Genomic DNA, 13,900 nt, shown 5'->3' with positions numbered 1-13,900 from the left:
CTTTCACAATAAAATGCCAAGCTGCTGCATTCTGGTTGCGGGTCTCCCTGTCTTGAAAGGCGTGCCACAATACGGGGCGAAAAACTCCCAAGTGCTATCCAAACCCTTTTTGCATGTCCTGCAGTGTGCTGGCCTGAAAAAGGCATGGGCGGGCCTCAAATTAGAGGTCCGCCCATGCTTTGATTAACAGTTATTCTAGTCGGGGGCGGCTGTCGCCATTAGGCAAACAAATCCGCGTATAGATTCGAAGCCCAAGAGTCGAAGAATTCCACATCACCCCCGGTTGTCAGAGAGTCGGTGCTGTCGGCAATAAAACCGCTGCCCTCAGAATCGGAAGCCGTTCCAGTCTCATGTGAGGTATCAGCACGGTTCAAAAACATCTGAATGAAACTGCTGTCGGACCCGCCGTCATCGTCATCGATTTTTGCAGCCTGATTTCCCTTTTTGAACATTTTTGGGCCGAAACCCGAGTTTTTCCACACAAACCGATCAGTGCTTGTATCCTCGGTCTCTGAAGCAGGCGATTGTGCGGTGTCACCCGGGTTGTCCTGATTGCTTATGTCGACAACCAACTCTCCTTGAGGTTCGACAATGTTAATGGGGTCTCCGACTTCGGTTTCAGCCCCGGTTTGAGGCTGCTCGGCGGCAGGGATACTCGTCTCTGTCTCGGTTTGAGTTTCTCCGGTATCGGTTAGGTCGCCTCCTGCCTCGGGCTGGTTCGTCCCGGTATCGGTTTGATCGCCTCCGGTATCAGGTGGTGGGGTTAACCCGATATTGGGTTGGCTCGCTCCGGTGTTGGTCCCGGAATATCCGTTACCATTCAGCCAATCGAAGTAAGTGCCAGAAATGCTGTTTGCGAGGTCAGAACCTGCACCCAACAAATCTGCCTGGCTTCCCGGTATGACGATATATTGATTGTACCCATCCGTCTGCGCCGTGGCCTGATAGGTAAAGTGCTGGTCGTATTCCGTGGGCTTGATCAAGACATTATCAGTTACAGTCCAATCCGACTGGCTATTATGCCCCAGAATCTGCGATGTGATGTTTTGGGTGATCGTGACATTACTGGAGCCGTTCGAGACAAAGATGAGTGGGATCTCGATGCCGCCCGTTTGTGTTTTCTCATCTACGTGCAGAACCGAGTTCTTGGTGATGGTAATTCCGTCGACGCCGTAAACCGAAATGCCGTGCAGGTGACCGTTGTAAATAAGGTTTCCTTCGATTAGGACGTTGTGATGAATGACATTCGGGTCGCTGAGATCCTTGCCGTCGCCGCCAAACCAGATGGTCTGGGTGTAGTCTCCTTGCCCCATATCAAAAACGTTATTGCGGATGGTGATGTTGTCACTACCGCTACCGTTTGCGCGCTGGATCTGGATCATGTCACGGTGATCGCCCGCGCCTGCCGCGCCACCAAAATCGTGAATGTAGTTATTCTCGACTAGGATGTTGTCGACATTGTCGAACACCAGCCCATCCGAACGGATCGAATGAATGTCATTGCCCGAAAAATTCACCCCGTCAGAGTTAAGAGAGATGGCGCCCTTCCACCATTTTGAGAACTCTGTGTTGACGACATTGACATTGCTGGATCCGGAGATCATCAGGCCTGTACCATATCCAGTGCCATCCGCAGATGTTCCGGTTCCGCTGGCAAAATCACCGTCAAAGTTTGAGTTCTGAAATGTGATATTCGAGCTGTTAGTGACGCTGAATTTGTTCTGGAAGTGATAGTCCCCAGCACTGTACGTGTAATCGAATTTGATCGTGTCGAATGTTACATTCGATGCTCCATTGAGATGCGCTTCAGAGAAGCTTGCGATCGCATTTGGATCAGCGGATTTGATTGTTACATTTGAAGAAAATTGCGTACCGTTCAGGCTGAGCTTGCCGTAGTCGCCTGCCGCAAGCAATATTGTTTCCCCACCTGTCGCCTGTGACAAGGCCTGGTTCAGCTCTGCCGCAGAGGTTACCGTAATTGTCGTCGACATATTTCACCTTCTGTTTCATAGGCGCTGTGAGTGGCAGCGCACGAGATCCCGCACACCCAGGACGGATGGAACAGCCGCCCGAAGGCGGCAGAGTGGCCGAAATGTGGCTATGTTTGGAAACTGTTGCCTGTATCGGGACAATCCTGCCCCCGTGCGCTCATTTCCGAGTGAACTCGATACTCAATACCGGGAATTGTTCCACTTCCCTTGGCGGTTGACGCCTGTTTGAGTAATTGATTCCCTTTAATCAACAATGAACACATAATTGCCACTATTCCGGCGCGTCCTTGCGTATCTCTGGTAGGTGTCGGCAATGAATTGCCCGGTGCCGCTACGACAACTTGCAGATTTAATTGGGACCACCCCGGAAAAGCACCGATGGGTGGCTCGGAAATGTCATGCGATCCGAGGGGCACCACAATAGACAGTATGCGGGGGGTCGACTAAGCTTTCGAGCGGTCGCAGATCAGAAAGGTACGTCATGTCCAGATCACGTATTCTTGCGCTGGCAGGTACGATCCTGCTGTTCGTTAGCCCTGCCTTGCATGCAAAGAGCCCTTGCGACAGGCAGCAATTCAAACCCAGATTCACGGCCCAGGCCCAAGGTCAGGCCATTTCCGACGCAGCCGCGCTGGCAAGTGCTTTACAGAATGCCCGTGGCGGTGAGGTCTATCTGCTTGCACCCGGAAACTATGGTACTCTGAAACTGGGCAAGGCTTACCCGTCGCCGGTGGTGATCAGATCGGCTGATCCTGCCAACCTCGCATGTTTCAGTGTCGCCATTCTTGACGGGGCCGAGAATGTCCATCTGGATGGCATCAGGTTCGACTATACATTCAAAAGCACAGATCCGTATCACCTCGCTAACTTTGTTGTCCGCAATAGCCGGAATATCACCATCTCCAACTCAGTGTTCAGCGGAGATGTCGCCAGTCGCACTGGAACACCAGAAGATGGAGCCGGATATGGAACGGGCCTGCTGGTATTCCGCGCAGCCAATGTCGATATTTCAAACTCCGAGTTCCTTACTTGGTGGAAGGCAGTCATCGCCATTAATACGGACGGCATAAAGATTACCGGCAGTGACGTGCATTCAATTCGCTCGGACGGGCTGGTGTTCGACAATGTCGATGACATTCTGGTTCAGAATAACCACATCCATAACTTCGGCGGGGCCGACGGTGTCGGCGATCACCGCGACATGATCCAGATTCAACGGGCCAATAACAGCGGGAGCGCCAATATCACGATCCGGGACAATGTTTTCGATGTGGGTGCGGGCGACTTTGCACAGACGATTTGGGCGGGCGGAGACGGAAAGGACATCGGAGACCCCGAGGTGCGGCATCGGAACGTGCTGATTGAAAACAACATGATTTATAACGGCCATGTCCACGGCATTTCTATCTACGGTTCCGACAACATTTCGGTTAGAAAAAACTCTCTGATCAATGTGCCCGGTGGCCATTCTGTGCCGGTGATCAATATCTCACCGGACTCCACATCCGTTGTCATCGAACAGAACGCAGCGGCAAATATCGTGGGGTATGAAAACCAGCGAGATTGGGTGCTTCTTAACAATGCCATGATTCAGGATCAAAACCCGTCTCAGGAAGGGTATTATGATCAGCAGTTCATCTACCATGCGTTGGGGCGGAAAAGGGGGTACAATGAGTTTGGCGTGCGTCCCGGCAGCCTCATGGATCGCCTGAATGCCGGATCGACGCTGGCAAAGAACTATCCCACTCGATGAAAACTGACATGGATGATTTCCGCTGGCGTGTTTAATGGCAAGGGCGTGGTCATGAAAGTCACCAGGTTTTTTGGTTTTTGAAGAGTTACTTGAGTTAAGGGCAGGAAATTCGAATGATCGCTGTGTCATCAGCCAAAACGAGAGAGCAGATGGCAAAACCGCTTGTCCTGATGCTGCTCGTCATATCTTTTGCGATGCCATTTTATTTCTTCCTCGGCGGACTGAAACTCAATGGCTATCGCGTGATCCTCCTCCTCTATATGTTCCCCGCAGTTTTTGGATGGCTGAGCGGCAAAGCAGGTAAAATAAGGGCGGTCGATTTCTTAGTAATAGGCTTTGCTTTCTGGGCCAGCCTGACTTTGGCCGTCAATCACGGCATTCAGGAATTGTGGCAGTTCATTGGGATGTTCATGATTGAAACCCTGACCCCCTATTTCATCGCCCGAACCTATATTCGAAATCTGGATGCGTTCCGGTTCTTTGTGAAATGCCTCTTCATCCTGATTATGGTTCTTTTACCGTTCGCCGCTTATGAAGCTGTCACGGGTAAGATGCCGCTCCTCAATCTGTTTGGGAAGGTGATGAGTGTTTATCAAAAGTGGTATTTTCCGCCGAGACTGGGATTGCTGCGCGCTCAGACAACGATGCCGCACCCGATTTTGTTCGGAGTGTTCTGTGCACCGGCTTTTGCACTTACCTGGTATGTGTTGGGATGGAATAAACCCTTTAACAAAAGGGTTGGTCTCGTTTCCATCGTTGGGGGCACCGTCTTCTGTTCCCTGTCGTCGGGTGCTTTCATGAATGTCATTCTTCAGATGATGCTGATGGCGTGGAACAGGATATTTTGGTTCCTGAAGAATAGGTGGAAAATTCTTCTCTATATCTTCTCCTTTTTGTACTTCGTCGGCGAAGTCAGTTCCAATCGGACTATGTTTCAGATCTTCGCAACACACTTCACTTTGACTCCGGGCACCGCATTTACGCGGATCAATATTTTCACTTTCGCCTCCGACGATGTTCTGCAGAACCCACTGTTTGGAATCGGGTTGAATGACTATACGCGACCCCACTGGATGGCCATGTTGACCACGGTGGACAATTTCTGGCTGGTGATAGCATTGCGGCACGGATTTCCCGGCTTGTTCCTGCTTCTGGGCGCGGTGTTGGTTATCTTTTTACAAGTCGGCAACAGGAATCTGAGCGGAGCCCTCGCAGACGCCCGTCTTGGGTATCTGATTGCGCTGTTGGGTTTGTGCATTTCCGCCATCACGGTGCATCTGTGGGACTCCACCTTCTGTTTTTTCATGTTTCTTTTGGGAGCGGGGATCTGGTTTCTTGATACGGATGATCAGGAAAGTCAGGACGGCGACAGGGTACAGTCACTAGTCGACGGCAGGAAAATGCGCTATACGCGGTTTCCGCAGATTGCCCCGGGTGAGCTAACAGTAAGACGAAGCGCCAGATCCGGTTCAGCCAGTCTTCATCCAGCGCCGCCGAGACATTCCAAGAGCCCGCCGCAAACGGCTCAGGGGGGACATTTGACCGGATAAAGTGGCATCTATCTCGTGTATGGACATGTCACCACGCAACGAGGTTCGCGGTCGCAGAAAACTGTTTGTATGCCATTTGCCACCATCGCTTGACCAAGCAGCGGTGTACCCCGCATCGCGCAAGGCCCGGAGGACCCTTACATCATAGCGCCCGAAGGGGATGCCCGCCTCTGTCACCGGGTGTCCGCAGATTTTTTCAAGCTCTGCGCGTGAGGCGCTCAGCTCTTCAACAAGTGCCGCATCCTCCAGGGTGGGCCACGCCGTGTGAGCAAGGCCGTGACTGCCAATCGTCATGCCAGCGTCACGCAGGGTATGAAGATGCTCAACATCCAGCGAACCCGCCTGTCCGATCCGATCGGTGAGTACGAAAAAACGCGCCCGGAGGTTACGGGCCGCAAGGGCGGGCAGGGCAATGCTGTAATCCGACAGATTGCCATCGTCGAAGGTGATCGTGAAATGGCCTGGATCGGGGGCCTGGGCGATCCGGTCAAGCGCATATTCAAATTGACTGACGGATAGCCAGTAAGGGGCCTCGTCCAGCTCCAGGGCACGCTCCTGTGTGCCGATGCCGTGGAAAATTATGCTCGTTCCAGTGGTCATTGGCGTGCTTTTTTCAAACGGGAATGAAGCGTTTCGGCGGTGCCTATCAAGGCGGAACCCAACCCGGCAGGCCGATATTCGTAAGGTCCGGCAGCCAGCAAGTCCGTTCCGCCGGTCCGTTGTTTGAACTCTGTGACGGTTGGGTTGATGTCAGGGTCGATACCGTCCAAATCATACCATTTTATGCCCCGCCCCCGATGCCTCAAAATGGATTCCCACATCAGGTAATGGCCGGCATTGCAGCGGCGCCCCACATCTGTCGTCGCGCCAAACAGATAGACCGCGAAATTCCCTGCCCGGCCGATTATCATGCCAGCTATGTCGGCACCATCTTTTTGGGCAAACAGAGCTTCATGAGAAAAATCACCGCTCTGAAGCGAGTAGTAGAATTCCGGGGGGATATTGGGTTTCTCAAACCCTTTGGCTGCCTGCACCTGACGGTAGAGTTTGTGAAATCTGCCCGAGGCCTCGGAGATTGGGGCGCTTTCCAGTGACAGATCGCTTTTCAACGCTTTGCGCAGATGATTGCGCCATTTGCCGTGCTGCGCCTTAAGCAACGTTTCTTCGTCCTGATCGCAATCGATGATGACTGTCCGATAAGATGGAGAGCGATCGGTGGGATGAAAACCCACTGCGGCAGCAGATTGATCCACTGTTTGTACGTCGTAAAAGGGCAAGGCAGGAAACCGCAACCGAAGGATATGGCCAGTTTCCTGAGCATATGCACGCAATGACGCAAATGTGGCATCCAGCCGGTTCTGGTCGATTTCTGGCAGTTCGCGGTGATACATCATGGGGCCAGCAGCGATCCAGGCGATGCCGCGCCTCAGGCCAGGCACGCGTTTTACGCGTAGGCAGGCGGCAGCGGTCAATTGATCTGCTTGATCCGACAGGGTGATGAACTCAGCCGTTGCACCGATCCGTTGTGCCGCTGCCTGCGCATAAGTCAGGGTCTGTTCGTATGTCAGATCATGAAAACCGGCACTGATCCGGGGCCATTCTTCCGCAGTGACTGTCTGAAACGAGAAGGTCGTGTTCATAATTGCATCCGTATCCAACTGCTCCAGAGGCTGTTTGGCCGGATTCCCAGTCGTGGGCGGACTTTCAGGAACCAGACACGGTAGTAAAAGAAATGCAGTGCATCCGCCCATAAAAGCAGAGCGCGGGCTCGTAATCGCGCGGAAGCACGGTCAGGTGCCAGAACGATATTATAAAGCGGCACCAGATCTCCACCGTAGCTCAGTTTATATTCATATTCTCCGGCACCAGCCTCAATCAGGTGCGCACCCTGATTGATCAGCTCTTCAACACGCGTGACCAGACCGACGCGGCCCAGTCCAGTCTTTGCAAATTCAGGATCGACTTCCCGTGCATTGAGCCACCAAAGCACCTTGCCGTTCAGGGTGTAACGCAACTGGCTGGACAGCAGCGTTTCATCCAGCCACTGTTCATCGATTGCCGCATGGCCTTTCGGGCTCAGGCGCTGCATCAGGGCGCGATAGAACGCTGCTGCAACCGGCCAGTCAGAAAAATGCCCTCCCTTCCCGGCGGCTTCCCATTGTCGCGTATGCAATGCGATGAACCGATCCATCATTGTATCGACGGTTTCGGGCGTGGAACTGACAGTGCGCAAGGTCTCATCCGCCGGTGTCAGGCGTTTGATGTCCCGCCGGACCTCGCGGCGACGGCTTTTCGAAAGCGAGGCCATAAACGCATCAAAGCTATCAGGTAGGGTCATAAGCGTATGTCCGCGGGTGCTGATATCACGCAAAATGGATATGCCATACCCTTTCAGGGCCCGCAGGTTTTCCAATTGCCCCGCACGTTCTGAAAAGGGCGACAGGCTTACGACGCTGCATTTCAAATTGCCGGTCAGGTGTTCGATGACAGCCCTGAGAGCTGTGTTTTCGTAACCGGCGGCAATGGGCAGTTCCATGACCGCAAAATTAGGATCCACGCCCGCCAGCCGGGCGACGCGCACCGGAACGGGACCGGCCCACAGGGTTTCAACGCAAAAAGGCAGCACGCCAACGATCTCTGAACCGTCCCGCAGAATACAGCTGACGGGATGCCGGCTGGCGGTAAACGTTTTGCCATAATGATCCCACCAGGCAGATTGCCAGTCAGACAGGAAATATATCTCGGCACCGGATGCCGAGACAAAACTGTCCCAGCTGGCTTGTGTGCTCAGCTTGTGTGCAGGCGCTTCGATGCACTCAAGATCAACATCCGCATTGCTGGAAATGGCATCTCTCATGCCGTTGGTTCCTGACCGAAGAGATGATATCGGATTGCCGCTCCGGACAGGCGCAGCCGGGCCTTGCGATCAGGTGTGGCCCGCAAAAGCCCGATCAGGCCAAAGGCAATCCCGCGCAACATTGCGCTGCTGAGGAAGATTGTGCGCGTTATCAGCTCACCACTGCGGCCATAATGCTTTCTGGCGTAGATCGTCTTGCTTTTCTGCTTTTGCACATACATGCGCGACTTGATCTGCGCGGTGCTTTTCGAGCCGCCGTCAAGATGCAAAATCCGCGCCTCGGGAGCGAAGACACAGCGTTTGCCAATATTGCGGATACGCCGGCACCAGTCAGCTTCTTCCGAATAAATAAAGAACGCATCATCCAGCAGGCCCACTTTTTCGAAGACCGGGCGTGGTACCAGCATGAACATCCCCGAGACGACATCCACGTCGCGCTGTGTTGTCCGGTCCCAGCCCCCATATTCGGGCCAGGTAAACAGCCGCTTCAGCCCAAATTCGATCACCGCCAGGCTAAGGGGTCCGGGATCGGCAAAGCAGGTTAGCTGGATGGTTTCAGGGTCCTCAAAGATCTGGCAGCCGACGCATCCGACATCCGGGTGCGCGTCGAGCCAGTTGCTCATGACATCGATCGCGCGATCCAGGATGATCGTATCGGGATTGAGCAGCAGCAGCTTGGCGCCTGCGGCAATCTCGAGCCCCTGATTGTTGGCGGCGGCAAAGCCCAGATTTTCGGTATTTGCGATCAACCGGACCTGGGGAAATTCCTTGGCCACCATTTCAGGTGAGCCGTCGCTGGAGGCGTTGTCGACAACAATGATTTCGTGCGGCAGCCGGGTCTCATGCGCAATGGACGCCAGGCAATCCCGAAGAATCTCCCGGGTGTTCCAGTTCACGATAATGATAGATACAGCGTATTCGGTACTCGTGCCGGACGGCGATGAAACCATGATGCTTTGCTCTCGTTAACCACTTACATTCCAAATCTTTAACCACTGCCACATTCTGTGAACACTTTAAACGTGACCGTACGGGGACCGTTGTTGTCGAAAAGTAGCTATAAAAGTCAAATTATTTAGATCAGTATATTAAGGTAATATTTTGACGGTGTGAATCCTTGAAAGACGAAACTGTATCAAGATCGGGTGCGGGCAAATTTTGCTCTCTGGGTTTGACATCGAATGACTGACCGTGGGAATGCGCTGTATTGCGGTGATCCTGTCATGCGGTTGTCCGACCTGTTCCGCCGGGATTCGGCTGGCGGGTACAAGGCTCTGTTTCAGGATCGGTCGGTGTTCTGGAGTTACAATACCCGCGTGGCGATCCGGGCATCTTGTGATCTTTTGGGGTTGCAGCCCGGGGATGAAGTTCTGGCCCCTGCCTATAATTGCGGTTCCGAGGTCGATCCGCTGATTGATGCAGGTCTTTCGGTTCGGTTGTATCCGGTTTCGGAAAACCTGCGCGCCGATCCTGCACGGATTGCGGCGCTTATTACCGGGCGGACGAAGGCGATATATGTGATCCACTATTTTGGTGTGCTGCAGCCAGGCCTGGCGGATCTGCGGGCCTTGTGTGATCAGCATGGGCTGCGGATGATCGAAGATTGTGCATTGAGCCTTCTCAGCGGTGCTTCACCGGCAGAAGGCCGCACCGGAGACGTATCGGTTTTCTGCTTCTACAAGTTTGTGCCTGTTCTGGGTGGTGGGGCCATGGTCATCAATGCGCCGGATCTGAGCGCCAAGCATCTGTTTCCGCGGCCTGCTCCGGGCAAGGCCGTGGTCAAAACACTTTTGCGCGCTGGTTTGGCAACCGTATTGGGGCCGTCTCGTATGCAGGCCATGCTTCAGAAGACACGCGGCCGACAAGAACCGCCGCCCCACAGTGACGGGGATCAACCGGAAGACATTCCGGGGCACTATTATTTCGACCCGGCGCTGCGCGGCGCACAGATGAGCGTCTTCACATCCCGTCCATTGCGGGCCTATTCCGTAGCAGAAACTATTGCGATCCGGCGGTCGAACTGGCAGCGGTACCGGGATGTTTTCAACGAGTTGCCCGAGATACGCATGCTTGTTCCGGAGCTTCCGGTCGATGCCTGTCCGCTGAATATGCCGATCATGGTCGCGGGGCGTGACCGGGTCGTACGGGCGCTGCAAAAAAGCGGGATTGGTGCCACCGCCTGGTGGGCGGGCTTCAACCGCAATCTCGACTGGTCAGGGCAGGCCGAGGCGATGGCCCTGAAAGACAATGCCGTATCTTTGCCGGTGCACCAGTACCTTTCGGCTGCGCATATTGATCACATAATAGTGCGGCTCAAAAGTGAACTTGTGGCCTGATCAGGCGGGCGGTTTATGCAGAGTGAGGCCAGCGTAACCGGGGCCATCACGCCGCCCTGGACAGCTTGCGTTTGAGTTTTGCGGCAAGCTCCAGCGCTAGGCTCTCGAACCCTTTCGGCTTCCCGGCAAGGCGCCAGAGCAGCAGATGCGTGCCGACATAGACAAAAACGCCGACCAGAACTTTGACCGAGAACCGGATACGCAGCAGCGGCAGGTCTTTCGCTGTCTCGTAAGCCCATCCCACTGCGTCGCCACTGCCATAGGCGCTGCTGACAAATAGAACGGCAAGCAACATGGCAAAGGTTGACGCAAATGTACGCCAGGCTATCAGGATCGGCGCCAGAAATCCGCCAGTTCCGAAATCCTTGGCCATGATCAGCGCCAGACCGATCGCAAACAGGCTGCCGGCTCCGGCTCCGAGGATCGCACCGATAAAGCCATAGTTTGATCCCAGCACCATCAGTGCAGTTGTGGCGATCAGCAGGATCGTGTTGCGGAGAAACAGGCGCTTTGTAGAACCTTCGACATAGCTTGCAGACCGGACATTGGCCTGCAGTGTCTCGATCGCCTTCAAAGGGGCAAGCACCCAGATGACCTGTGCGGCGGCCAGCCACTGATAACCGGCCACGACAATGATCAGGTGATTGGCAACCAGGGCCATGCCGACGCTGGCTGGAACGATGATCCCCAGAAGGATGGCGTTGGCCCGTTCGAAGGCTTCCCGGCTGGAGCCCTGGGTCCGGGAGGCATTGGCAAGGCTTGGGTAAACCACTCGTTCCAACGGGCCGATGATCTGGCTGGTGAACAGGATCACAAGGCGATAGCCGACCCTGAAAATCCCTGCATCGGCCAGACCCAGCATGCTGCCGATGACAATCTGGGGCATGTTGTTGATCAGAAACTGGGTGATCTGGGCCCCCAGTGACCATGATGACACATCAATGCAGTCATGCCAGCATCGGAGCGTTAACCTGGGTCGCATCGGGGCAACGGAAAAGCTCCAGATGACCCTGATGACCTGAGTGATGACGCTGGCGACCACGATGGCCCAATAATCACGCCAAATCCATGTGAGGCTGATGGCCATCAATGTGTATGCAATTCGGCTGGTCGTTTCTTCGCCTGCGATGAAACCGAACCGGAGATCTCTTTCCAAAAGTGGGAAGCGTGTGCTTTTGATGGAACTTGCGATGGCAATGAAGCAAAGCGCGGGGATCAGCGATGTCAGTTCCGCAAGCCCGAAGAATGTCATCAGAGGGGCGCTGGCCCAGATCAGGAGTGCCGAAAAGATGCCCAACAGCACCTGCATCGTGAACACGGTGTTCAGGTGATCGTCAGTGATTTCGGGCTGGCGGATCAGAATCATGGAAACGGCCCGCTGGACGATTTCCAGAAACGCGGCCGCGATTATGAAATAGGCAATGATCCCGAAATCCGTTGGCGTCAGAAGACGGGCTGTCACAACCAATGTCAAAACGCCTAGAAACTGGCTGAAAACGCCCGATGCAAATAATGTTGCGGCCCCCCTGGTAAGGGTCGCGCTGTGATCGGGTGTGCCTGGGGCGATATTCACGCCTGTTTTAACTGGAGGCTTCAAAAACATTGCCTTTCCATACTCGGAACAAAAACCTTATCAACGCACCAATGTTTCTAATCTGACTACCCTCGGTGTCACTTCAAAAAACCCGCACTTGCTGTTCTAGGAATTTGGTCGGCTGGCTGCTAGTCAAACCTGTAAGTATATTTTTGTGTTGAAATCGCATGTTTTTCCAGTTTCAGAGAGGTACACCATGTTTCAATCAGTACCGTCGCGGCGAGTCGGCACAGAATATTACATAGCAAAATGAAGTTTCGCCTCAGTGTCTCAGATTGGATTCTGACTGCGCAAGGGTAACAAGTAGAAGAGCCCGGTGTTTTCTGGACCCGGCGCCTGTTTTCAAGACGGTATGACAGTATGAAGATTGCGATTTTTGGTTTGGGGTATGTGGGGTTCACGGCAGCGTGCTGTCTGACCCGTGAAGGGCACGAGGTGATCGGCATTGATGTGAATGCCGACAAGGTGTCCGAAATCAACGCAGGCCAGCCCCCGATCAAGGAACCGAAAGTGGCCGGGTTGCTGACCGAGGCGCTTGGGAAAAATCTGATCCGGGCCGTGGTCGAGATGCCGGATCTCGGGGATGTCGATCTGGCCATTGTCTGTGTGGGCACGCCCAGTTCCACCGATGGCTCGCATAACATGAGCTTTGTGGCCGAGGTGACGCGTCAGATTGCCGAAACCGTATCGCCGGATCGGGCGCGGCCTCTGACGGTGGCGTATCGGTCAACCTTCCGGCCGGGCACCGTGCGGCAGCTGATCGAGCCGATCTTCCAAAGCTATCTGGGCGAGCGAACGGCGCAGGCGGTCGAGATCGTCTATAACCCCGAATTTCTGCGCGAGGCGTCGGCGGTGGATGATTTCTTCAACCCGCCCAAGATCGTTGTTGGTACAGCCGATGGCAATCGCTCGGCGGTAATGGACGAAATGCACGAGGGTCTGGACGCGCCGGTGTTCTACACCGCTTTTGAAGAGGCCGAGATCACCAAATTCGTCGACAACACCTGGCATGCCACCAAGGTGGCCTTCGCCAATGAGATCGGCCGTATCTGCCACAGCATGGGCGTGTCGGCCAAAACCATGCACGAGATTTTCGTCTCGGACACCAAGCTGAACATCTCGGCTTATTACACCCGTCCGGGCGGCGCGTTCGGGGGCTCGTGCCTGCCCAAGGATGTGCGTGCATTGCAGCATATTGCGGGTGAGGTGGGGGCCCATACCCATCTGATTGACAGCCTGTTGCAGACCAATCAGGCGCATAAAACCTATCAGGCGCAGGACATCATGGCGCGGCTGCCCGAAGGCGGTCGGGTGCTGATGGCGGGGCTGGCCTTCAAGGCCGGAACCGATGATCTGCGCGAAAGCCCCAATGTCGATATTGCCCGGCGGCTGCTGCAGGCTGGGTATCAGCTGTCGGTCTATGATCCGGCCATCAAGCCTGCCGATCTGCGGGGGCAGAACCTGGGTTATGCCTTTACCCACCTGCCCAATGTGGGCCGCCTGTTGGTGGATCGCGCCACGGCCGAGGCCGGGCCATGGAATTTGGTGGTCGGATCGAACCGGATCGTGAACGAGCTGAACCTTGGCGATGCAGAGGTGATAAGAACCTATGAATATGACTAGCCCTGTGTCCGCCGTTCAGCCGATCTCGTTCGACGAGCTGCGCCAGAGCCAGCCGCTGAAAGGGCTGAAGGTTCTGATCGTGGTGGAAAACCTGCCCGTGCCCTTCGACCGCCGCGTCTGGATGGAGGCGCGCACGCTGGCTGCCGCAGGCGCGCTGGTCTCGGTTATCTGCCCCACCGGCAAGGGCCATGAGGAG

At 54.7% G+C, this 13,900-nt stretch carries 10 protein-coding genes and 1 pseudogene; 5 read left to right on the top strand and 6 right to left on the bottom strand.

The annotated features are described in order from the left end of the window. Positions 1-218: 218 nt before the first annotated feature. Positions 219-1,943, bottom strand: a complete 1,725-nt coding sequence (locus tag ACR0J7_RS15480) for a right-handed parallel beta-helix repeat-containing protein (RefSeq protein ID WP_480900719.1) — start codon at positions 1,941-1,943, stop codon at positions 219-221. Positions 1,944-2,472: 529 nt separating this feature from the next. Here ACR0J7_RS15480 and ACR0J7_RS15475 point away from each other — a divergent pair. Together ACR0J7_RS15475 and ACR0J7_RS15470 are read left to right on the top strand one after the other, a co-directional pair. After that, the gene (locus tag ACR0J7_RS15475) at positions 2,473-3,744 is read left to right on the top strand and encodes a right-handed parallel beta-helix repeat-containing protein (RefSeq protein WP_480871298.1); all 1,272 of its coding nucleotides are present in this window, start codon (positions 2,473-2,475) and stop codon (positions 3,742-3,744) included. A gap of 113 nt (positions 3,745-3,857) precedes the next feature. Next, complete coding sequence (locus ACR0J7_RS15470; protein ID WP_480871299.1) at positions 3,858-5,294, top strand: O-antigen ligase family protein; 1,437 nt, start codon at positions 3,858-3,860, stop codon at positions 5,292-5,294. Here the strand turns inward: ACR0J7_RS15470 and ACR0J7_RS15465 are convergent. The 4 genes from ACR0J7_RS15465 to ACR0J7_RS15450 are packed head-to-tail and all read right to left on the bottom strand — an operon-like array spanning position 5,214 to position 9,101. Beyond that, a complete protein-coding gene (locus tag ACR0J7_RS15465) occupies positions 5,214-5,894 on the bottom strand; it encodes a polysaccharide deacetylase family protein (protein ID WP_480871300.1) in 681 nt (226 codons plus the stop codon). The two genes, ACR0J7_RS15470 and ACR0J7_RS15465, sit on opposite strands and share 81 nt — an antisense overlap. Then, positions 5,891-6,934 (bottom strand): lipid II:glycine glycyltransferase FemX, encoded by a 1,044-nt coding sequence (locus ACR0J7_RS15460; protein WP_480900716.1) that lies wholly within the window; start codon positions 6,932-6,934, stop codon positions 5,891-5,893. The genes ACR0J7_RS15465 and ACR0J7_RS15460 overlap by 4 nt, the downstream gene beginning before the upstream one ends. Next, on the bottom strand, positions 6,931-8,151 hold the full coding sequence (locus ACR0J7_RS15455; RefSeq protein ID WP_480900715.1) for a GNAT family N-acetyltransferase: 1,221 nt from the start codon (positions 8,149-8,151) through the stop codon (positions 6,931-6,933). Before ACR0J7_RS15455 ends, ACR0J7_RS15460 begins: the two co-directional genes overlap by 4 nt. Next, positions 8,148-9,101, bottom strand: a complete 954-nt coding sequence (locus ACR0J7_RS15450) for a glycosyltransferase family 2 protein (protein WP_480871303.1) — start codon at positions 9,099-9,101, stop codon at positions 8,148-8,150. The genes ACR0J7_RS15455 and ACR0J7_RS15450 overlap by 4 nt, the downstream gene beginning before the upstream one ends. A 231-nt stretch (positions 9,102-9,332) precedes the next feature. Here ACR0J7_RS15450 and ACR0J7_RS15445 point away from each other — a divergent pair, with 231 nt between their 5' ends. Beyond that, entirely contained in the window at positions 9,333-10,487 is a 1,155-nt protein-coding gene (locus tag ACR0J7_RS15445; RefSeq protein WP_480871304.1) for a DegT/DnrJ/EryC1/StrS family aminotransferase, read from the top strand. Between the two features lie 46 nt (positions 10,488-10,533). Here the strand turns inward: ACR0J7_RS15445 and ACR0J7_RS15440 are convergent, their stop codons facing one another. Continuing rightward, a complete protein-coding gene (locus ACR0J7_RS15440) occupies positions 10,534-12,090 on the bottom strand; it encodes an oligosaccharide flippase family protein (protein ID WP_480914840.1) in 1,557 nt (518 codons plus the stop codon). Positions 12,091-12,441: 351 nt separating this feature from the next. Between ACR0J7_RS15440 and ACR0J7_RS15435 the strand changes: the two genes are divergently transcribed. Together ACR0J7_RS15435 and ACR0J7_RS15430 are read left to right on the top strand one after the other, a co-directional pair. Continuing rightward, on the top strand, positions 12,442-13,704 hold the full coding sequence (locus tag ACR0J7_RS15435; protein WP_480914839.1) for a nucleotide sugar dehydrogenase: 1,263 nt from the start codon (positions 12,442-12,444) through the stop codon (positions 13,702-13,704). Next, positions 13,691-13,900 (top strand): annotated as a pseudogene (locus ACR0J7_RS15430) (hypothetical protein); the annotation flags it as partial. The gene ACR0J7_RS15435 and the pseudogene ACR0J7_RS15430, both read left to right, overlap by 14 nt.

This window comes from Ruegeria sp. O4, assembly GCF_056535125.1.
Note: the sequence above shows the minus strand (reverse complement) of the source record. Positions and strands in the feature narration are given on the sequence as shown.